Raw genomic sequence first — 21,732 nt, forward strand, 5'->3', positions numbered from 1 at the left:
GATCCCCCACCCGCGCTGTCACCTCGACTGAGGACGGAACACCCTCCGTAGCACGTCCACCACCAGCTGCCCGCCCACGACCAACGCCCCCAGGGCGAACAGCCCGCCCAGCCCGGAACAGAACGCGCCGATCAGCACCAGCAGCACGATCGACGTCCCCGCCCCGCTGCCCGGACCCGCGTCGACGTAGGCGCGATCCCGCTCGGTCATCGACATCCACGTGTCCTCACCGGGTAGCAGGCGCGCCTCGTCCACCCGCCCGGCCTCGCACGGACCGGAGGAGTGCACCCGCACCCCCTCCCGTGCGGGGCCGTCGCCGTCGGGCTCGAACGTCCCGTGGCACACCTCCCTGTTCCGCACCCGCTCCTCGTGGGTCACCGTCACCCGCCCGGTCTCACCGGAGAACCCGTACGCGGCCCCCAACGACGCCCACTCGTACCCGACCACCTGAGCGCCCACCTGAAGGAGGAAATACGCCAGCAACCCGGCGACCAGCGCCAACCCCGCCCGCCCTATCGGCGAGGTCACCTCGTGCGCCTCCGGACCTCGTCCCACCGGCCACCCCGTTCCCGTCCGTCCGTCTCCGCTCTCATCCGACGCCCCCGGGCCTCCGTCGGTTCGGCCCTTCCCGGTCGCCCCCGGGATCAGGGAAACGACCCGTCCTCGGTCACCCACCGTTGACACCCGCTCACGGGGGATCGATATTCGGGAACCAGCGCGCTGCACACCCGCCCCCTGCCAGAGGACCCCCATGCACCGACGACGAGCACCACGCCGCCTCGCGGCCCTGATCCTGGGGGCGCTGACGGCCCTCGCCCTGCTCCCGGCCGCCTCGACCACCGCCTCGGCGCAGAACGTCGTGGAGGCCGCCGGCGGCACCGGCCCCTACGACGCGGGATACGTCACCACCTGGCGCCTGCGCGACCACACCGTCTACCGGCCCCTGACCCTGCCCACGAACGAGACCCTGCCCATCGTCGTGTGGGGCAACGGAGCCTGCCGCGCGGACGGCACCTGGTTCGAGAACGTCCTCACCGAGTTCGCCTCCCACGGCTTCCTCGTCATCGCCAACGGCCGTCCCGGCGGCACCGGCCGCACCGACGCGGAGATGCTCACCGAGGCCATCGACTGGGCCGTCGCCGAGAACACCCGCCTCTTCGGCGAGTACCGGGGCCGCATCGACACCGGTCACATCGCCGTCATGGGCCAGTCCTGCGGCGGGCTGGAGACCTACGAGGTCGCCGACGACCCCCGGATCACCACCACCGTGCTCTGGAACAGCGGCCTGCTCACCGACCGCGACGACCACCTCCTCGACGACCTGCACGCGCCCGTGGCCTACTTCACCGGCGGTCCGAGCGACATCGCCTACGCCAACGCCCTGGACGACTACGGAAAGCTCCCCGCCGGGCTGCCCGCTTTCATCGGCCACCTCGACGTCGGCCACTACGGCACCTTCGCCGAACCCAACGGCGGCGAGTACGGCCGGGTCGGCGCCGCCTGGCTCCGCTGGCACCTCAAGGACGACCCCGCGGCCCGCGCCGAGTTCGTCGGCGACGCCTGCGGCCTGTGCGACACCGACTGGGACATCGACCGCAAGAACTGGTCCTGACCCCCGTGCGGCCGTGCCGCCCACCGGCACGGCCGCACGGATCGAACGGCCTCGACGCCGGACCCCGCCGAGGCCCAGGCCCGGCCCTCACCAGGGCCGGGCCTCGCCCTACTCGCCCGGGACCGGCGACCGAACCGCTCCAGGCGGCTGCGCACCCGCTCCGACGCCTCCTCGGTGAACAGCGGCGCGAACCCCGGCCGCGACACGAGCGCCTCCACGGTCGGGGCCGGCCGTCCCCGCTCCCACGGGTTCGCGCACCCCTCCGACACCTCGGGTACGTTCGGCGGCCCACGCCGTTTCGTGCGGGCCTGACTCCGAGGGCATTCCCGGAGCGCGTGCCCCGCCTCCCGAACGAGACCATCGAGCGCGCTCCCGCACCCATGACCATCCACACCGCTCTCGGCCCCATGTCGCGGAACCTGTGCCGTCCCCCACGGAAATGGCCGGATCCGGACGTGCCCTGAGCGGCGGCCCGGCACACGAGGACGTGCGCGCCCCGGTCCCGTGCCAGGTGGGGCCGGTGTTCCGCCGCGAGGGCGCCCAGATCGCGCCACCGTGGCCGGACCACGGAACGCGAGGGGTACCGGAACCCCGTCTCAGGCTTCCGATACATTCTGCTCTCGGATCACCCGTCTCGGTAGCGAATGGAGCGCCACCCCGGGCCCAGACGGTGAAACGGAGCGAACCCATGTCCACCTGGAACATCCAGCCGGCCGAGGTCGGCGCCATCCTCGACACCGTGTTCTCCCACATCGGGGACGAGGAGGGGACCAGCGGCCTGACCGGGGACACGGTCGACCTCGGAGATCACCTGGTCGACGCCGACACCCACGCCGCCAGCGCCCCGATCGGTCAGGCACTGAGCGAGTTCGCCGAACACTACTTCGGTGTCCTGGGGGAGGCGATCGGCCTGGCCTCCGGCGCGGTCAACGGGGCGGGAGAGGCGACCCTCCACTACGTCAACGGGAACCTGGAGATGGCCGCGGAGGCACAGGACGCCGTGATCGCCGCGGACCTGGAGGAAGAGAGACCACCCGGGGTCACCCTCCACTGATCCGCCCGCAGCCCCCACCCCCGATCCCCGAGAGCACATGACCACTTCCTCCCCCTGGGACAGCGGCGGCGCCTACGCCTGTCTTCCCAACGGCGCCGTCGACCCCTCGCTGATCCCCATCCCCGACGTGGACCCCGACGAACTGGAGACCACGGCCACCCGGCTCACCGGGACCGCGGGCGATATCGGGCGGTCCGGTGGCGACATCACCGCCTCCTGGGCCGGCCTCGGTGGCGTCTACAGCGCACCCGAAGCCGAGACCCTCTTCGCGAAGATGGACCCGGTCAGCTCCCACACGCTCGACGTCCAAGAGGCGGTGGAGACCGTGGCCGACGCCCTGTCGGAATTCGCCGCCGACGCCCGGGAGGCCAAGAGCAAGCTCGTCTCCCTCAAGAGCCAGGCCGAGACCCTGCGCGCCGACATCGGCACGGACGAGGACTGGGCCGAGGACGACGACCTGCGGGACCGCAACAACTCCCTCAACAACCGGATCGCCTCGGCGGTCTTCGACTACCAGTACGCGGAACGGAACTGCGCCAACAAGATCACCCGTCTCTTCGGCGGCACCTACTTCGCGGGGTGGTCCGAGTTGTCACCCGAGGTTCCAGGCCGCACGAGCGACGGTCGAGAAAAGGTCTACTACGGCTCCTTCAAGCCCTTGGTCGACGCGGTCAACCCGTGGGGGAGCCCGGTGGACGCGCCGCCGGCCGGTGGGGTCCTCGGCGACGGTATGGCCGCACTGGGCGACATGGGAATGGGGGCGCTGCTCGGTCTCGGCGCGGCCTCCGGTGTCTACCGGGACGGGAGGGCGGCCTACCCCTTCGGAACCGAGTGGCAGGAGAACATGGGTGCTTACTTCGGGGACCTGAAGGAGGGGTACGCGACCCTCACCGGTTTCTACGTCGACGGGCAGTGGACCGGCCATGACTCGGTGGACGAGTGGTACGCGCATTTCAGGGGGCCCGCGGGTGAGCTCCTGGGATCGCTGGTCGCCTACGACCAGTGGGAGGAGCGTCCCGCCTACTCGATCACCACCGGGGTCGCCAACGCGGCACTCATGGCCGGCGGGGTCGGAGTGTTCAAGTTCCTTCTCGACGGCCCGTCAGGGCTGGGCGGTGGACCGGACGGCCCCTCCGACTCCTCACGGGGCGGTGAGGGGTCGTCCGGAAACGGTGGTCTCTCCTCCGGAGACCGTCCCGGTGCCTCCTCGCTCCCCGGACAGGAGGGCTTCGGCACGGGGAAGGACGGCACGCCCTCCCTGAACGAGGTCCGGCAGACGCTGAGCGACCTCAACGACCTGAACGGGGCCGACCGCACCGAGGCACCGCACTCCACGGGGACGGGACCTGTCGATTCCGGTACCTCGAATGGTCAAGGCACGTCCGGAGCGGACACCGACATCCTGACCACACCCTCCGGAACGGCCGATACGACCTCGCCTTCCACGTCGGTCGCAGGGGACACCGACAGGAACGCGAACGACCCGTGGACCGCCGCACCCGTCAACGGCACCGACCCGGCGCCCACTGCGAACACCACGAACGGGGCCGATCCCTCGGCGCGCACCGAAGGCACCAACGGAACCCGGTGGGCCGGCGGCACGGGTACGGCGAGCATCGCGCACGGTACCGGCACGGTCGACGCGAACGCCCCCGATCCCGCCACCGTCGACCCGGGATCCGGCCCCGACGGAGGCGGGAACGGTGGAGGCGACCCCCAGGCCGTCACAGGCGGCCAGGACCCGAACGGCGGCCAGCAGGGCGGCTCCAACAGCGGTGCCGGTACCTCTCCGACCGACAGCACCACCACGCACCCGGTGCCCGCGCCGCCGCCCGACCCGACCGCGTTCTACCCCGGGTATCTGGATGTGGATGGCATCCGGCGCTTCGCCGACGAGTCCGAGGTGGACGCCTACGCGCAACAGGTGCTGCTGGACCCGACCGCCAACCCGCACGCCTTCGACAACCTGCCCGCCGAACAGCGGGAGGTGGTGTTCAAGTACACCACCAACTCTTGGATCAACAGCATGGCCCGGGCAGGATCTCCCGTGGAGGTGCAGAGGATCCTCGACAGGATGATCGACTACACCCTGAGCAAGAGCGCGGCAGGGGAGACGGCGAGTGTGGGTTGGGAGTTGTACGAGCTCAACGGGCGAGTTCGCCCCACTCTGGCTGACTTGAGCGCCGCGAGTTCGAGGACCGACCTCACGGTGAACCAGCGGGCGCTTATACAGGACATCTTCTCCAACACTGATCCGGAGGGTCGCCTTGATCAGTGGCTGAAAAGCTCTGGTTATGCAGGTCTCGCCGCAGACATGAACGGTGGAAGGTACCCGGATGCCGCTGACGTCGGAGCCCTCATGTCCGAACTCGACGGCGCTGTGGACCGCCCATTGCCTGAACCCGTCGAACTGGTGAGGGGCGTTCACAGTCTGAACTACATGAACGGCTTCGATCCGAGTAATATATATTCGCTGGTGGGGGTTCCGCAAACCGAGAAGGGTTACATGTCGACTTCTATCGGTTCGAGTCCGACCAGGGTGGATGGAAAGAACTTCCCCTACGTTATGAATATTCAGTTCTCTGGAGAGGCCAGAGGGCTTTGGGTTGGAACTCGAAGCGCTTACCCTTTTCAGAGGGAGTTGATCCTGCCCAGGGGGACGCGGTACGTGGTTGAGAGGATCAGGCCCAATGGGTCGAATTATGTGCTCGACGTGAAAATTCTGGATTGAAATCTTCTTTGGGGGCCTGTTGAATTCATTTTCGGGTGCGCGTGGCAGAAGCTATCGCGCTTCTTGCGAGGGTTCGATTTTTCATTACCCGGTCCTGTTGAACGGAGTTCGGATAGCGCACATCTGGTGTTCGGTGGACCAAGAGGATTTCGCTGCCGGTTTCGTCATGATCGTCTCGGCGCTCGAATACGAGGAGCGAGTCGCGGCTCTGGCAGTCTGGTCCCTTCGTCGCACTGAAGCCGCACAATCAGGGCTTCCTCCACGAGAGGCCCTGGAACGGTGGAGGCGGGAGCCGGAGCATTCGAAGGCGGGTGGTGTCCCTGCAGACGTCGAGGTCGAGGAGCTGCCAAGTCTTGATGCCTTGGACGAGATCGCTAATCCCGGCTATGAGGAGCCCCCACTCGCACCGGAACTCGGCGCAGGGCCCGTCGACTTCGCAGCCCAGATCGAGAAGGACTGGGCATGGCAGCGGTGGGGAGACTTCGCTCCGGTGACGATCGGGAAGACCTACCGGCCCCGCACCGACCAGCCGGTGCGCTACCTGCCTGTTCACCTCGGGGACGAACTCATCGGGTACTTGTGGGCGTCGGTCACCGACGACGCGGCCGCATTCCAGTTCCTCCTTCCGGGTGACTCGGTCGGTTTCCGGGCCAACGCCTGGTGGATCGACGAGATGATGCAGCTCCAGGAGAGCGGCGTACCTCCGCTCCAGGCCCTGCGCTCGCGTGTCGGTGCGCCGGAGGATCCCAAGGGTGGTCGGATCGACGCCGACGCCGAGGAGCGCACCGCCCCCAGCCTGGACGCCCTCAAGGAGATCGCCCGCCGATGACCACGGCGCCCACCGCCACCGCCCCCACCGCCCCGCCCCTGCCCGCAGGCCGGACCCTGGTGGCCCTGCTCCACGACCGACCGGCCGTCCACGGCCTGCTCAACGCCCTGCGCACCACCGGGCTGCGCCCGCACCCGGTGTCCGACGGCGTGCTCATCGAGCTGCGCGACGCCGACGACCGGCTCGTCGCCGCCGTGCAGGCGGCCCGGCACGTCAGCGTCCTCGCGGAGGCCGAACGCCTCCTCGGTCCGCTCGACGACGAGGACGTCCCCGCCCAGCCCTGGTGGGTGGAGGCCCGAGCCTCCCATCCCGACGCCTTCACCGCGCTGACGGCATTCGCCACCGCCCTGACCACGCGCTACGGCGGGACCGTCCGCACCACGCCCTCCGACGCGACCGCTCCGCCGATCGCGACCCCCGCACCCCACCCGGCCCTCATCGCCGCCACCGAACACACCCTCCTCGCCGCCGACGACCGACCGCTCATCCCTTTCTCCGCGATGCTGGCCGACGCCCTCGCCACCCACGGGCCCGAGGGGTGCGCCGTTCAGATCGTCACCCCGCCGGGCAGCACTGTCACCCCGCTGCTGGCGGTCTTCCTCGCCAGCGGACCCCTGTTCCGCTGGGTCATCAGCAACGATGGCACCCACCACGACGCCCTCACCGGTGAGCCCCTGGTCTGGGACGACCGCCACGGCTTCGTCACCGACACCCACGCGCTGCGGGAACACGGCCCCCACCCCGACCACCTGCCCACAGAGGGTCGGCAGGCCCCGGGGTGGCGGCTCACCGTCGAGCTCACCACGCTCCACCCGGCCAGCGATGACCTGCTGCTCGGCGAGGCCGCCGAACTCCTCGCCGCGCACCTGACCGGTGGGCGGATCGCCCTCTTCGACACCGGCGAACCCCTCTGCCTGCCCTGGGACCCGCACGCCCTCACCCGCCTGTGCCGGGACCGCGCACCGGCCGCCTCGCTCCTGCCGTTCTCGGGGATGCCCGACTCCGTCCGCGACCCGGACAGCCTCGGCTTCCACGGCCTCCTGCGCGTCCAGCGGGTACAGGAGGGCGTCAAGGAGACCGTCTGCCTCACCGTCGTCCACCCGCAGGGAGCCCAACCCGACCTCGACGCGATCCCACGCGCCGTCGCTGCACTCGCCTCCCGGGGCCTGATCCGGAGCATGTCGGTCGCCCGTCGCCCCGGCACCCGCCCCGAACCCCGCTGGACCGGTTTCCCAGCCCCCGTCGGCCTCGCTCTGGGCCCCGAAGGCATCACCGAACTCGGCGTCACCGACCCCGCGACCGCCCCGGTCCCCGTCCGCCTGTTGGGCCCCTCGCTCAACCCCGCCGCCTGGTACCGGGTCGGCGATGGCACCCACCCTGAGGACTGGAACCGCCTGCGCCTGCTCCACCGCCACCTGGACCCCGAACGGCGATAGAAGACGCGGAGGAGTCGCCTTGGCTCCTCAGCGCCGACCCGGTCGACCCCGCCCGCCGCTTTCGCTCCGGCGAGGACCATAGCGCTGGACGCGGTTCTCGCAGAAGTGATGCCGGTCCCCTCACGCCCCTTCAACGTGTTCGCGGTGCCTTGGCTGCGACTGTGGGGACACCGATCGCCTCCACGAGGCGACCAGGCGTCACCTGGGCCGCTCAGGCCCGCCCTTCGTGGCGGCGAACACCCTTGAGAGCACCGCTCCGTACATCCGCTGCGGGCTGGGGAGCGACGGAGGGTGCAGGATCCCCGGCATCGGTCCCAGATCCTCGGCGAAATCGATCAGCTCGCCGTACACCTCCACCGCCCCTGACGGCCTGTCCTCCTGGCGCTTCTCCAGCAGTGCGGCCACCACCGCGGTCAGACTTTCCGGCACCTCCGGGCGTACGCTGCGAACGTCCTGAGGACGTTCGCTCACCTGCTTGGACGCCAGCCCGAAGTCCAGGACCTTCACCGTCCCGTCCGGCTCCAGCATCAGGTTGCCCGGCTTCAGGTCCCTGGGCACCAGGGACGCCCGGTGGGCCACAGCGAGCACCGCGCACACCTGCGCTGCGATCCCCGCTGCCCAGCCCACGGGCAGCCGCACCTGCTCGGCGACCAGGTCGGCGACGCTCACCCCTCGGACGAGCTGCATCACCAGGTAGGGGCGGTCGCCGTCATACCCGATGTCGAACACCGAGGGCACCCCGGGATGCTGGAGTTCGGCGGTGATCTTCGCTTCCCGCAGAAAGCGCCGAACCAGTTCGGTACGCTCCTCCTCATCGGCATCCCCGGGAAAGCGAACGAACTTCACCGCCACCCGGCACCCCAGCCGAACGTCGGTGCCCTCCCAGACATCGCCCATCCCGCCTCGGGCGATCGGCGCGGCAGCGAGTTCGTAACGCGCGTCCAGTACCTGCGTTCTGCGCGCCTCGGCCATGTTCGTACTCTCCCGGTGCCTACTCCTGCCGCGACGCTATCGCATCAGCCGGATGCCGAGAGGGGAAGCCGTCGCGTGGTGACCGCAGGTACGGAACACCGAAGCCGCTCCACGGTGCGTCGGCCTTTGCGTGTGGCGGCCGGTCTTGAGCAACCGGAACAGGTGCTCCGGAGAGCGGAAGAAGGAAGGCCGTCCTCCCCCCGGCTCGAAAGCGATATGCGAACAGCCCCTGACGCCCGTCCTTCAGTCTCCTTGTCCGTGGGCCCGCGTACTCTTCTCCGGTGCCTCCGGGGAGCTTCCCGCCCAGGTGACAGTGAAGAAATGGAGTGCCGCCTCGTAGAGCACCCCGGGTGCGCTCACGTACAGGCAGGGAGAGTGCCTGCCATGCCCGTGGCGTTCGTAGAAGGTGATGTACGCGGCCCGGTCCGTCACGATGACGCGGTAGAGGTGCGGGAGGTCGAACCGGCGCAGCTCGACCTTCGGTAGGCCGCGAGACACCCTCGCCAGATACACGGTGTTCGCCCGGATCTGCTCACGTAGCAGTTCGGTGGTGAAACCCGGATCGACCGAGACCAGGTCGGTTGCACGGTGGGCCAGCCACTCGCCGGGAACTGCGTCGGGGTCGGGCAGCAGGATCTGCACCGATTCGGCCCTGCCGACGTTTCCGGACCACAGCGGGGCGAACACGTCCCTGGTGAGGGTGTTGCCACGCCCGGACAACACCTTCACCCAACGGGCCCGCACCAGATCTCGCGCGATGTCCTCCTCGGCGGACCGCTGCTGCCGGTACACCCGACGCACCCCGGTTCCGGTGAGTCGCGAGAGCAGTTCGACCAGCCACCAGCGGGGGCGGGACGACCGTACCCATCCCGCAGCGAGGAGGATCATCGTGGCCAGGATCGAGCTGAGAACGCCGAGTACGAAGCCGGTCACGCGAGACTCCTCGTCCGTCAGGGGGCGGGTGCGGTGCATGAACAGATCAGAGCAGGTAGGGAAGCAGTTCTCGGACGACGTGGGCCGCGTTGTGCGCGGCCAGCCCATGGGCGTCGTCGTTCTTCTCCGCGTCCGCCCCGTCGGAGATGCCGCGGACCACGAGCCAACCCGGGTTGTCCGCTTCGCGTACCGAGTTCTCCTGCCAGAACTGACTGAGTCCGCCTGATTCCATGTCCACTGCCAGGATCTTGTCGTTGTAGTCCTTCAGCCAGTGGCGCACCTCGGAGTCGCTGTCGGCGATCACCGCCTCCCCCGAACCGATCAGTCCGTGGTGGACCTCGAAGCTGCGTTTGCGGTGCCCCTCCGCCCGGCCCCGGATCATCGCGGGCTCTCCACGGTCGGTGAAGTAGGCGTTCACCGCGTGCACGATGCGGGCCGGGGCCTGTCGTTCCTCACCCCGACGCTGTACGCGGTCCCCGGCCGTGATCTTGCGCGCGTCGTAGTAGACGATCCGTGTGGAGACGATGACGTTGCCGACCCGGGTCGGCCCCTCACTCCGGGTGTGTCCGTGATGGATGCCGCCCCCGATCCCGACCAGGACCCACAGGCGAGGAGCGAAATGGTGGCGCATATGGTCCAGCGCCGCCATCACCGATCGCTGCCCGGGGCCGTGGGTCTGGGTAGCGACGACGCTCGCCGTGCCGCTGTCGGTGGGGATGTCGCCGGTGCTGAAGAACAGACCTTCCTTCTTGTGCGGACGGTCCAGGCCCAGTTCGTCGAGGACCGCCCGCATCTCCGCGGGCAGGATCGTGACGATGCCGACGTTCCGGCGGAGTTCGCCACCGCCCGGCGCGGTCCGGGTTCCGAGGGCCTCCGCCCCGTTCGGGGGCACGGTCATGTGTGCTTTGTTGCCGACGGCGGTATTGGTGAAGCTGTTGGTGCCGCCCATGTTGACGATGCCGCTGTTGCCCTGCGTGGATTCGTGGAGGGTCATGCCGCACTTCCGCTCTGTGCCCCACCGGGAGTGGTGGATTGGGTCGGGTTGTTGTTGATCTGGGCGTGATCGCCGACGGCGGTGTTCCGGAATTCGTTGGTGCCGCCCATGTTGACGATGCCGCTGTTGATGATCTGCAGCGCCCGGTTGTCGAAGTCGGAGACGTCCACACCACGGGAGCGGAGGAAGTCGCTGGTGGCCTTGAGCAGCCGCTGCTCCACGTTCTTCATGTGGCCCAGGAGACGGGTCTTGTCCAGTTGGACCTTGCTCCATTCCTCCGCGTGTTCCTGGCGGATACTGATTCGACTGCCGATTCCGACGTTGCGAACGGGCGTGAGGGTGGGATCGCGCTTGTAGAAGACGAGCGCCCTGGCGATGAAGTAGGGGTAGTAGACGAACCGCCACAGAGAACGGATCTCCTGGGGGAGACTGAACAGGCCGCGACGGGCTGCGCTGATGACGGCCCGCTTGCCGTGCTGGCCGAACTCCTCTGCCCTGCGGAAGTCGTCGGGGGTGCGGGTCAGGGCGCAGGCCGCGAAGGAGAGGCTCAGCGTGCGGCCCTGCACCCCGACCTGGAGGAGGACGGTGGCCACCAGTTCACCGTCGGCGTCGGGCACGATCGCTTCGAGGAAGTAGTGGTAGGCGGGGTTCTGCCGGTTGATGATGCGCCGCATCACCGAGGTGCTCACCGGCTCCCGGAGCAGGGACCTGTCCTTTGAGATGTCGGATTGGGCGATGTAGACGCGGTCCCGCACTTCCACGGGGAGCCGGACGCTCTCGTCGTCCTCACGGAGCTGAGTGACGGCCTCGCGCAGGTGGTCCACCAGTTCATGGGGCTTGAACGGCGGGTACCGGTGCTCGCGCTCGTGCAGGGGGCTGTCATCGCTCCCTGGGCGCAGGAGCTGGACGTTCATGGGCGGGTTCCACTGGTGGATCAGCTCTCCGGCGCCGACGAAGGGGGACTCCGTGCCGAAGAGCGTGAATACGCCCTGCTCCTCGTCCTTCGTGTCCTTCTGGTGCGCCGGGCGGCGGTAGACCACGCAGGGGTGCTTCTGCTGTTCGTTCACGACCCGCTCACGGTGTGAGAGCCGTCGCGGTCGCAGGCCGGGCGCCTTGTGGATGTGGTTGATCCACCTCTGACGCAGCCCGCCCGCGACCACCGCCAGCACGCCTATGGCGCAGCCGATGTAGAGGGCCAGGGTCCCCTGATCGGGGTGGGAGTAGGCCAAGGCGGCCATGATCGAGGCCAGGACCAGTGAGAAGACTCCGGTGCGCTTGAGGCGCCTCTCATCCTTGCCGTGCTTCCAGTCATACGCCGACGGGAACCGTGGGAGGTGCCTTCGCTTCTTCTTCGACCGTGGGCGGAGTGTCTGGTCATCGCGCCGGGTCAGCCGCCTGGACAGGTCCCACGCCCACTCGAGGAGGACGAGGAGCGTGAACCCGCTGATGATCAGCAGGCTCGTTACGGTGTACCCCAGCAGGTGGGGTGCGAGCGCCGAGGCCGCCAGTGCCGACCTCAGCAGTGCCGTCAGGTGCAGTGCCCGCCAGGCGTGGCGCATCACGGGGACGAGGTCGAACCCGTAGGAGGGGGCGACCCGTCGGCGGGGGGCTGTGCAGATCTCTCCGATGACGAGGTCCCGGAACTCCTCGTCGACATGGACTCCGGTGCAGAGGTGGCGAGTGGCCCCGCTCGGTTCTCCGGTGGTGTCCGGAGACGGGGGAGGACTGTGGAAGGGAGGGGCGTGGGTCGTGGCGGTCATGCACTTCTCCTGCGCCGATCCAATTAGGGTCGGAGTGACCATAAATGGTTCCGAGGGTTCAGGTCAAGATGACCTTTAAGGGGGATGCGGTGGACGACCGCTTGGTGAGGTCCGTCGGAGTGGAGTTGTCCCTGGTGACGGTGGACCTGGCCATCTTCACCATCAGGGGCGGGACACTGATGATCCTGCTGGTCGAACGCGGAGAGGAGCCCTTCCTGGGTCGCCGGGCGCTGCCCGGCGGCAGGGTCCGCAGCGGGGAGACCCTCGACGAGGGGGCCCGGCGAGAGCTCATGGAGGAGACCGGAATCGACGGAGCGCGCCTGCACCTCGAACAGCTCGGTGCCTACGGCGACCCCGGGCGCGACCCCCGGGGCAGGGTCGTCACGGTGGCCTACCTGGCCCTGGGGCCGGACCTACCCGAGCCGGTGGGCGGAACCGACGCCGCGCAGGCCCACTGGATACCGGTGGGCGACGTCCTCGAAGGCCGGGCCTCCCTCGCCTTCGACCACGAACGCATCCTCTCCGACGCCCTCGAGCGCATCCGGGGGAAACTGGAGTACACCACCGTCGCGGCGGCGTTCTGCCCCGAACCGTTCACACTCACCGAACTGCGCACCGTCTACGAAGTGGTCTGGGGGCGCGGGCTCGACCCCAGCAATTTCCGCCGCAAGGTCACCGGGGCGAAGGGCTTCGTGGAGCCCACCGGTGATCAGCGCGCCCAGACGGCGGGGCGGCCTGCGGCCCTGTACCGCAGAGGAGACGCGACGCTGCTCTCCCCGCCCCTGCTGAGATCGGCCCCGTGACCTCCGCGCCCGTCAGCCCTCAGCACCAGGGGCGTGATCCTCTGGGACCAGGGCACCGGAGGTGAGACCCTCCCGGGTGAGCTCCGCCGTCTTGCGGGCCAGGACCGCCAGCTCCTCGGCCCGCCGCTCGAACTCCTCCAACGCCCGGAACGCCGCCCCGTAGCGGCGCTGGTCGGCCGGGCCCATCTGCGGCACCCGCGCCGCCCGGGCATCGGTCCGGTGGGTGCCGCTGGCGCTTGTGGAGCGCCGCGTGTTGGCGGGCGCCGCGATGAAGCCCCGCAGGAAGTCGCCGTCCAGCCGCTCGTCCACCGCTCGCGGCGACCCGCCCTCCAGGTCCACGAGTCCCGCGTCGACCAGGTCGCCCACCCGGACCTGTGTGCCCGGCCACTCCGCCGTCCCCGGGGCGGACACCTCCGGCAGCAGGCCGTCGATCGACCGCGCCAGCCGCCGCAGACCCTCCCGCGCCGACGCCAGCGCCCCGGGCAGGTCCTCCAGCCCGGGCGCCAGGTGCCGGCCCGGGGTCAGGTCCACCTCGTCGTCCAGCAGGTCGATGAGCGAGACCTCCGCCCCTCCCTCCCGCGGCCACGCCCACGGGCCGTCCGGGTCCGCCCCGGACAGGTCCCACATCCGCACCGACCGGGCCGCGTCACCGGTCCCGGTCGGGCGTTTGAGCAGCCACAGGTGCACCGGCTGGGCGTGCGCCGCGGCCAGCCCGGCCGGCAGCGCGACCACGTCCGTGAGCAGTCCGCGCCGGACCAGTTCGGCGCGGGTGCGCCGCCCGGTGCGCCGGTAGGCGCACGAGGTGGACAGCACCACGGCAGCCTGTCCGCCGGGCTCGGTGTGCGCGTACGCGTGCTGCAGCCATGCCAACTCGTTTTCCGCTCTGGGCGGCACCGCCAGCTCCCACCGCGGATCCATGAGCAGCTCCTCACGTCCCCAGTCGGTGGTGGCGGGCGGTGGATCGCACACCACCAACCGGGCCCGGTGGCCCTCCCAACGGTCGGAGCGCAGAGCGTCACCGACCCGGATGTCCGCCTCGATCCCGTGCTCCAGCTCGGACCGGGCCCGGACGAGCCGTGCCGCGTCGGGGTCGATGTCCTGTCCGGTACGTCCGGCGCCGGAGGCGCCCACACCGAACAGCAGCGCCCCGGTCCCGCACGCGGGGTCGAAGACACTGGTCGCCGTTGCGTCCGTCAGAGCCGCCAATGCCCGCACCAATCGCATGGTCGACCCGGACGGGGCGCCCGCGCGCTCCCCGGCGTTGAGGAACCGCTCGGTCAGGGCCCGGGAGACCTCGGAGGGGGAGGACTCGGAGGCCATTTCCTCCACGAGCCGCACCGCCTCGTCGCCCAGCCCGCCCCGGTCCCCGTCCAGCAGGTACCCGACGGTGTCGGCCAGCGCGGGGAGCATCCGCCCGGGGTGGTCGCCGCGCAGGGTGTGCCACAGCCGTACCTCGGTGGACTCCTCCACCCCCTTGTTCTGGGTCTCCAACCAGGCCCGGACTCCGGACAGGGAGAACAGCGGGCTTGACGGTGTACCGCCGACGGGGGAGGGGAAGTCGTCGTGGCGCCGGCGCCAGTTGGAGACGGCGGCGCGGGTGACACCGGCCAGCCGCGCGATGTCGGCGGCGGTGACCTGCTGTTCGTCTGCTGTGGTCCGGTCGCGGGAATCCATGGAGGTCACAGTACACGGCCGGATATCGCCGTCCGAAGAGGCGCTTGTTTGCGTTGTCAACGCCCCTTTTCGGCAGGGGATCCCTGCCCCGGTCGTCGGCCCGCGGCTCCTCTGGCGCATGTGACGAATGCGTCTCGGGCGCCATCCTTGCCGGGCGTACGCGCGTCCCCATCTCCGCAAAGAAAAGTGGAACCCGAATCCGATCGGTAGTCGCTCCCCTGGATCACCCTGATTTTCGCTGGGGCTTGCCACGCCCCGCCGTGCTGTGTATGTTTGCAAAGTAAACAGCATCAAAATTCTCAAGTATTCAAGAAATGTGTACTCGAGTGCGGCCCTCTCCGGTCCGGGCCGACGCCCCGGCGGCCCTCGACTCCGGGCCTGCCTCCGGAGGTCGCCTGGAACCGGCCGGGCCGCCTCCCCGTTCCCCTCCCGGGCCCCGGCCCCTCGGGCGTACGGTGAGTGCACACCCCGGACGGCACAGCGGCACAGCGGTACAGCGAAGCGCAAGGGACAGAGCGATGGAACGGCAGTACGTGGCGGACCGCTTCCGCCTCGACGGGATCATCGACCGCGGCAACATGGGCGAGGTCCACCGGGCCGAGGACACCCGACCACCCGAGGGCACCCCCGAACAGGACCGCCGCGTCGCCGTCAAGCTCATCCTGCGCCGCCGCTCGGGCGCCCCGGTCGACCCCGGGGACAAGTCCGTCAAGCGCTTCCTGCGCGAGGTGGACATCATGCGCCGCTTCGAGCACCCGCGCATCCCCCGGGTGGTCGACGGCGGGATGGACATCACCGGCGGCGACCACCTGCCCTACCTCGCCATGGAACTCCTGGACGGGCGCACCCTGCGCGACCTGAGCGACGATGTCCCCCAGGTGCCCGTCTCCTGGGCGGCGGCCATCGGCGCCCAGATCTCCGACGCCCTCTACACCGCCCACGCCGAGGGGGTCGTCCACCGCGACCTCAAGCCCGCCAACGTCATGATCACCCGCGGAGGCCTGGTCAAGGTCCTGGACTTCGGCATGGGGCGGATCGTCGACGATCCCGACCTCACCAAGCTCACCAGCACCGACACCACCGTCGGCACCGCGCGCTACATGGCCCCCGAGCAGTTCCAGGGCGCCAAGGTCACCTACGCCGCCGACCTCTACGCCCTGGGCTGCGTCCTGTACGAGCTCCTCACCGGGGCCCCGCCCTTCGACGGCGTCACCAACTTCGAGCTCGGCTACAAGCACAACAACGACGGCATCCCGCCCCTGGGCATGCTGCGCGCCGACCTCCCGGGCCCCTTCACCCACCTCATCGAGCACCTGCTCAAGAAGAACCCGGCCGAGCGCCCGGGCGACGCCGCCGAGGTCCGCGACACCCTGCGCTCCCTGGCGACGGCCTCCGGCGCCCCCGGCACCGCCCCCACCGTCGACGCCTGGGCCGAGTTCGACCCCCGCGACCACCTGCCGGTGCCCGCCCCCGCACCGGTCCTGCCCGACAGCACCACCGTGCGCCCGGTCCACGACGCCCCGCTCGGAGTCATGGACGTGTTCTCCCTCCACGAGCGGCTCATCTCCGAGTACCGGGACTTCACCCAGGGCGGCACCGTCCTGCGCGACGAGCGCATCGCCGCCTACCTCAAGCAGGACCTGGACGCCAAGTCCCAGTGGCCCGACCCGTGGCTGTCCCTCAACCCGTTCTTCGCCTCCGGCGGCACCGTCCCCGAACTCGTCAGCGAGGGCCTGCTGCACCCGGAGACCGCCCGCATCTTCCAGGCGCAGAAGAAGGAGGGGAGCACCGTCTGCGACGGCCGACCCCTCACCCTGCACCGCCACCAGCGCGAGGCGATCGAGACCGCCCAGAGCGGCCGCTCCTACGTCCTGACCACCGGCACCGGCTCGGGCAAGTCCCTCTCCTACATCGTCCCCATCGTCGACCGGGTCCTGAAGGAGCGCGACCGCGAGAAGGCCGGGGGGAACCACTCCAAGCGGGTGCGCGCCATCATCGTGTACCCGATGAACGCCCTGGCCAACAGCCAGCTCAACGAGCTGAGCAAGTTCCTCGTCGACGGCTACGGGCAGGGCCGCGAACCCGTCACCTTCGCCCGCTACACCGGCCAGGAGGGCGAGGAGGCCCGCAAGCGCCTGCGCGACGACCCGCCGGACATCCTGCTCACCAACTACGTGATGCTGGAGCTGATGCTCACCCGGCCCGACGACCGGCGCTCCCTCATCAAGATGGCGCGGGGCCTGGACTTCCTCGTCTTCGACGAGCTGCACACCTACCGCGGCCGCCAGGGCGCCGACGTCGCCCTGCTGATCCGCCGCGTCCGCCAGGCCTGTGAGGCCCCGGACGTGCAGTGCGTGGGCACCTCCGCCACCATGTCCTCCGAGGGCACCCTGGACGACCAGAAGAACGTGGTCGCCGACGTCGCCTCCAAGATCTTCGGGACCCGGGTCGACCCGGGCGACGTCATCACCGAGACCCTGGTCCGCGCCACCGCCGACGACCCGCAGGACGGGCCGGTCCGGGTGCCCGCCGAGCGCCTGTCCCAGGACGCCCCGCGCGCCTACAACGACCTGTACCGCGACCCCCTGGCCCGGTGGATCGAGTCCGCCTTCGGCCTGGTCGCCGACCCGGACACCGGCCGCCTGGTCCGCCGGCGCCCCACCAAGGTCGAGGACGCCGCCGCCGAGCTGTCCCGCGCCACCGGCGTGCCCGTCGAGCGCTGCGTGGAGGCGATCCGCCGCACCCTGGAGGCCGGCGCCGAGGCCTTCCACCCGGGCAACCGCCGCCCCCTGTTCGCCTTCCGGCTGCACCAGTTCCTCTCCAAGGGCGACACGGTCCACACCACCCTGGAGCACCCGGAGGAGCGCCACCTCACCCGCGACTACCAGCTGGAGCTCCCCGGCAGCGACGGCCACCTCCTCCTCCCGCTGGCGTTCTGCCGCGAGTGCGGCCAGGAGTACATGACGGTGTGGCGGGTGGAGACCGCCACCGGGACCTTCTACCGCTCCCGCCGCGACAGCGTCCCCTCCGAGAAGGACGCCGTCGAGGGCTACCTGTACGTCTCCCCGGACTCCCCCTGGCCCGCCGGCCTGGACGAGGTCCTGCGGCGCGACCTGCTCCCGGACTCCTGGATCGAGGTCGACGACAACGGCCAGGAGAACGTCAACAAGAACTACCGCGACCACGTGCCCCGCGCGGTGACCGTCGACCCCCGCGGCACCGAGGGCCAGGGCGAGCTGCCGGCCGCGTTCATCCGCTCTCCGTTCCTGTTCTGCCTGCACTGCGGCGTCAGTTACGAGAACAAGCGCGGCAAGGACTTCGCCAAGCTCGCCACCCTCGACCAGGAGGGCCGCTCCTCGGCGACCTCCCTCGTCTCCGGCACCATCGTCCGCGCCCTCAAGGCGGTCCCGGAGGAGGCCCTGCCCAAGGAGGCCCGCAAGCTCCTCACCTTCGTCGACAACCGCCAGGACGCCTCCCTCCAGGCCGGGCACTTCAACGACTTCGTCCAGGTCGTCGAACTGCGCGGCGGCCTGTACCGCGCCCTGATCGAGGCGGGGGAGGACGGCCTCAACTCCGAGGACCTGGCCTCCCGGGTCGCCGAGGCCCTGGCCCTGGCGCCGGAGGACTACGCCAAGACCCCGGGCCAGGCCCCGCGCCTGGCCGCCCAGGCGGCCAGCACCCTGCGCGACGTTCTCGCCTTCCGCCTCTACCTGGACCTGGAGCGCGGCTGGCGGGTCACCATGCCCAACCTGGAGCAGACCGGCCTGCTCAAGGTGGACTACGCCGACCTGGAGTGGACGGCCCAGCAGCAGGACCGCTGGGACCGGACCTTCTCCCCGCTGCGCTCGGCCGACCCCCACCTGCGCACCAGGATCCTGCGCGCCCTCATGGACGAGATGCGCCGCGCCCTGGCCATCGACACCCCCTACTTCCGCGACGAGGCCTTCGAGTCCCTCCAGAACGCCAGCGAGACCCGGCTCACCGAGTCCTGGTCGCTGGCACGCGGCGACCGCGCCAAGGTCGCGGTCGCCTACCCGGCCCCGTCCAAGCGCACCCTCAACCCCAACGGGCTGTTCCTGTCCGGGCGCGGCAAGTACGCCAAGTTCCTCAAGCGCGTCGACGACTCCTTCAAGAACCTGAGCACCCACGAGCTCCAGCAGGCCATCGCCGACCTGCTGGAGGTCCTGGCCGACGCGGGCCTGCTCACCAGGGTCAAGACCGTGCCCGGCCACGCCCGCCACCGCTTCCACCGCACCGACGGCGAGGCGGTCACCGGCTACCAGGTCGACGCCGGCTGCCTGCTGTGGAAGGCGGGGGAGGGGCGCTTCGGCGCCCAGGACCCGCTCACCCGCACCTACGCCAGCGGCGACGGACCCCGTGTCAACACCTTCTTCCGCGACCTGTACCGGGGCGCCGCCCGCACCCTCACCGGGCTGGTCGCCCGCGAGCACACCGCCCAGGTGCCGCCGGAGGTCCGCGAGGAGCGCGAAGCGCAGTTCAGCAAGGCCGACCTGCGGCTCCTGTACTGCTCGCCCACCATGGAGCTGGGGGTGGACATCAAGGAGCTCAACGCGGTGATGATGCGCAACGTCCCGCCCACCCCGGCCAACTACGCCCAGCGCAGCGGCCGCGGCGGCCGCAGCGGCCAGCCCGCCCTCATCACCACCTACTGCGCCACCGGCAACAGCCACGACCAGTACTACTTCCGCCACTCCGACAAGATGGTCGCCGGGGTCGTCCAGGCCCCCCGCCTGGAACTGGCCAACGAGGACCTGGTCGCCGCCCACCTCCAGGGCATCTGGCTGGCCGAGACCGGCCTCAAACTGGGCCGGGCCGTCCCCGAGGTCATCGACATCGGCTACGACGAGGACCAGCGCGTCCCGGCACCCGAACTGCCCCTCAACAGCGACGCCCACGCCAAGGCGTTCGACGAGGGCGCCCGCCGCCGCGCCATCGCCGCCGCCCGGGAGGTGTTCGACGACGTCCTGCCCCAGCTGGAGGCCATGACCTGGTGGGACGACTCCTGGCTGGAGCGCATGGTCCAGAGCGCCCCGCAGCGGTTCGACAAGGCCTTCGGCCGCTGGCGCGAGCTGTTCCGCGCCGCCCTGGTCGACCAGGCCGAGCAGAACCGCCGCCGCCTGGACCACAGCCTGTCCGAGCGCGACCGCAACCAGGCCAAGCGCCGCCGCGAGGAGGCCGAGGTCCAGATCGCCCTGCTCAAGAACGAGAGCCAGGAGAGCAAGTCGCTGCTGAGCGACTTCAACCCCTACCGCTACCTGGCCAGCGAGGGCTTCCTGCCCGGTTATTCGTTCCCACGCCTGCCCCTGGCCGCCTACATCCCCACCCGCCGCACCCGCTTCGACGAGGGCGACTTCCTCCAGCGGCCCCGGTTCGTGGCGATCCGCGAGTTCGGCCCCGGCGCCCTCATCTACCACGAGGGCGCCCGCTACCAGGTCACCCGCATCCAGCTCCCGCCGGACTCCACCGGCGACGTGGTCACCACCAGCGCGGTGCGCTGCGCGAACTGCGGCTACCACCACGCCCCCGAACAGCGCGTCGACCGCTGCCTGCTGTGCAAGGAGAAGCTGACCGGCCTGACCCCCAACCTGCTCCAGCTGCACACGGTGTACACCACCAAGCGCGAGAAGATCTCCTCCGACGAGGAGGAGCGCCGCCGCGCCGGGTTCCGCCTGGTCACCTCCTACAGCTTCGCCGACCACGGCGGCGGCCGGGAGGGCCGCCAGGACGCCAAGGTGTCCGACGGCGCCGGCTCCCTGGCCACCCTGCACTACGGCGACTCCGCCACCGTCCGCATCACCAACCTGGGCCGGCTGCGCGCCAAGGACGACGAGCCCGACGGCTTCTGGCTGGACCCCACCACCGGCAAGTGGCTCAACGAGGCCACCGCCAAGAAGGCCGTCGGCGACACCTCCGAGACGCCCCTTGTGGAGGACGGCCCCGACGCGGGGGAGGAGCGGGTCCACAAGAAGCGGGTCATCCCCTACGTCGAGGACCGCCGCAACATCCTGGTCCTGCACCTGGACCGGGCCCTGCCCCAGGAGCAGGCGCTCACCCTGATGTACGCGCTGGAGCGCGGCATCGAGGCCGCCTTCGAACTGGAGGACTCCGAGCTCACCAGCGAGCTGCTGCCCCCCGAGGACGGGCCGCGCGAGCGGATGCTGTTCACCGAGGCCGCCGAGGGCGGCGCCGGTGTGCTGCGCCGCATCCAGCACGACCGCGACGCCCTGGCCACCGCCGCCCGCGCCGCCCTGGAGATCTGCCACATCGACCCCGACACCGGCGTCGACCACGACGGCGACAAGGTGTGCGCCCGCGGCTGCTACGACTGCCTGCTCACCTACTACAACCAGACCCACCACCAGCTCATCGACCGCCGCCTCATCCGCGACCTGCTGCTGCGCCTGTCCGACGCCGAGACCCTGCCCACCGGCCTGGGGGTCTCGCGCACCGACCAGATGAAGACGCTGTCCTTCCAGTCCGACACCGGCCTGGAGCAGCGCTTCGTCACCTGGCTCAAGGAGCACGGCCACCGCCTGCCCGACGAGGCCCAGGTGTTCGTCCCCGAGGCGTCGGCCCGGCCCGACTTCGTGTACCGGCTGCCCAACGCGGCGGTGGCGGTGTTCGTCGACGGGCCCGTCCACGACGACGCCACCGTCGCCCAGCGCGACGCCGAGGCCGAGGACCGGCTGCTCGACGCGGGCTGGGAGGTGGTCCGGGTGCCGCACGACGCCGACTGGAGTCTGGTGGTGCGAGAGCACCAGGACTACTTCGGTCCGGGCACCCGCCGCTGAACCCGCACCCGGCGGCCGACCACCCCCGGCCGGCCGCCGGGACCGCAGCCCCGGCGGGGGCCGTCCGGCCCGTGACGGACCCCGCCGACCCCCTGTAGAACTCGATACGACGTCCACCACGA

Annotated in this window: 13 protein-coding genes; 7 read left to right on the forward strand and 6 right to left on the reverse strand. The window is 70.3% G+C overall.

The genetic code is table 11. The features are described from left to right. Positions 1 to 18 precede the first annotated feature (18 nt). A complete protein-coding gene (locus RM479_RS12230; RefSeq protein ID WP_311511845.1) occupies positions 19 to 555 on the reverse strand; it encodes a hypothetical protein in 537 nt (178 codons plus the stop codon). A gap of 196 nt (positions 556 to 751) precedes the next feature. Here RM479_RS12230 and RM479_RS12235 point away from each other — a divergent pair, with 196 nt between their 5' ends. From RM479_RS12235 to RM479_RS12255, 5 genes are all read left to right on the forward strand, one after another. Beyond that, positions 752 to 1,612, forward strand: coding sequence for an alpha/beta hydrolase (locus RM479_RS12235; RefSeq protein WP_311511846.1), 861 nt, complete (start codon positions 752 to 754; stop codon positions 1,610 to 1,612). A gap of 688 nt (positions 1,613 to 2,300) precedes the next feature. Beyond that, on the forward strand, positions 2,301 to 2,666 hold the full coding sequence (locus RM479_RS12240) for a DUF6507 family protein (protein WP_274810958.1): 366 nt from the start codon (positions 2,301 to 2,303) through the stop codon (positions 2,664 to 2,666). A gap of 127 nt (positions 2,667 to 2,793) precedes the next feature. Beyond that, the gene (locus RM479_RS12245) at positions 2,794 to 5,397 is read left to right on the forward strand and encodes an ADP-ribosyltransferase (RefSeq protein WP_311511847.1); all 2,604 of its coding nucleotides are present in this window, start codon (positions 2,794 to 2,796) and stop codon (positions 5,395 to 5,397) included. A 361-nt stretch (positions 5,398 to 5,758) separates the two neighbouring features. Next, positions 5,759 to 6,226: a hypothetical protein gene (locus tag RM479_RS12250; protein WP_311511848.1), complete on the forward strand. Its 468-nt coding sequence runs from the start codon at positions 5,759 to 5,761 to the stop codon at positions 6,224 to 6,226. Then, entirely contained in the window at positions 6,223 to 7,662 is a 1,440-nt protein-coding gene (locus RM479_RS12255) for a DUF6177 family protein (RefSeq protein ID WP_311511849.1), read from the forward strand. Before RM479_RS12250 ends, RM479_RS12255 begins: the two co-directional genes overlap by 4 nt. A gap of 198 nt (positions 7,663 to 7,860) precedes the next feature. Here RM479_RS12255 and RM479_RS12260 read toward each other — a convergent pair whose 3' ends face one another. From RM479_RS12260 to RM479_RS12275, 4 genes are all read right to left on the reverse strand, one after another. Then, the gene (locus tag RM479_RS12260) at positions 7,861 to 8,634 is read right to left on the reverse strand and encodes a serine/threonine-protein kinase (RefSeq protein WP_311511850.1); all 774 of its coding nucleotides are present in this window, start codon (positions 8,632 to 8,634) and stop codon (positions 7,861 to 7,863) included. Between the two features lie 243 nt (positions 8,635 to 8,877). Further along, the gene (locus RM479_RS12265; protein WP_311511851.1) at positions 8,878 to 9,567 is read right to left on the reverse strand and encodes a hypothetical protein; all 690 of its coding nucleotides are present in this window, start codon (positions 9,565 to 9,567) and stop codon (positions 8,878 to 8,880) included. 46 nt (positions 9,568 to 9,613) lie between these two features. Further along, positions 9,614 to 10,561: a 5'-methylthioadenosine/S-adenosylhomocysteine nucleosidase family protein gene (locus RM479_RS12270; protein WP_311511852.1), complete on the reverse strand. Its 948-nt coding sequence runs from the start codon at positions 10,559 to 10,561 to the stop codon at positions 9,614 to 9,616. Then, positions 10,558 to 12,321, reverse strand: coding sequence for a hypothetical protein (locus RM479_RS12275; protein ID WP_311511853.1), 1,764 nt, complete (start codon positions 12,319 to 12,321; stop codon positions 10,558 to 10,560). The genes RM479_RS12270 and RM479_RS12275 overlap by 4 nt, the downstream gene beginning before the upstream one ends. 89 nt (positions 12,322 to 12,410) lie before the next feature. Between RM479_RS12275 and RM479_RS12280 the strand changes: the two genes are divergently transcribed. Next, positions 12,411 to 13,124: an NUDIX hydrolase gene (locus tag RM479_RS12280; RefSeq protein ID WP_311511854.1), complete on the forward strand. Its 714-nt coding sequence runs from the start codon at positions 12,411 to 12,413 to the stop codon at positions 13,122 to 13,124. A 12-nt stretch (positions 13,125 to 13,136) separates the two neighbouring features. Here RM479_RS12280 and RM479_RS12285 read toward each other — a convergent pair whose 3' ends face one another. Further along, positions 13,137 to 14,798: an N-6 DNA methylase gene (locus tag RM479_RS12285; protein ID WP_311511855.1), complete on the reverse strand. Its 1,662-nt coding sequence runs from the start codon at positions 14,796 to 14,798 to the stop codon at positions 13,137 to 13,139. A gap of 518 nt (positions 14,799 to 15,316) precedes the next feature. Here RM479_RS12285 and RM479_RS12290 point away from each other — a divergent pair. Then, entirely contained in the window at positions 15,317 to 21,610 is a 6,294-nt protein-coding gene (locus RM479_RS12290) for a protein kinase domain-containing protein (protein WP_311511856.1), read from the forward strand. The last annotated feature ends 122 nt before the right edge of the window (positions 21,611 to 21,732 follow it).

This window comes from Nocardiopsis lambiniae, assembly GCF_031845465.1.
In the GTDB taxonomy this organism is placed as follows: domain Bacteria; phylum Actinomycetota; class Actinomycetes; order Streptosporangiales; family Streptosporangiaceae; genus Nocardiopsis; species Nocardiopsis lambiniae.

Excerpts from the sequence above, each read along its gene's own strand:
- RM479_RS12255 (WP_311511849.1), top strand. The coding sequence starts at position 6,223 with ATGACCACGGCGCCCACCGCCACCGCCCCCACCGCCCCGCCCCTGCCC.
- RM479_RS12260 (WP_311511850.1), bottom strand. The coding sequence starts at position 8,634 with ATGGCCGAGGCGCGCAGAACGCAGGTACTGGACGCGCGTTACGAACTC.
- RM479_RS12290 (WP_311511856.1), top strand. The coding sequence starts at position 15,317 with ATGGAACGGCAGTACGTGGCGGACCGCTTCCGCCTCGACGGGATCATC.
- RM479_RS12285 (WP_311511855.1), bottom strand. The coding sequence starts at position 14,798 with ATGGATTCCCGCGACCGGACCACAGCAGACGAACAGCAGGTCACCGCC.
- RM479_RS12240 (WP_274810958.1), top strand. The coding sequence starts at position 2,301 with ATGTCCACCTGGAACATCCAGCCGGCCGAGGTCGGCGCCATCCTCGAC.
- RM479_RS12235 (WP_311511846.1), top strand. The coding sequence starts at position 752 with ATGCACCGACGACGAGCACCACGCCGCCTCGCGGCCCTGATCCTGGGG.
- RM479_RS12270 (WP_311511852.1), bottom strand. The coding sequence starts at position 10,561 with ATGACCCTCCACGAATCCACGCAGGGCAACAGCGGCATCGTCAACATG.
- RM479_RS12275 (WP_311511853.1), bottom strand. The coding sequence starts at position 12,321 with ATGACCGCCACGACCCACGCCCCTCCCTTCCACAGTCCTCCCCCGTCT.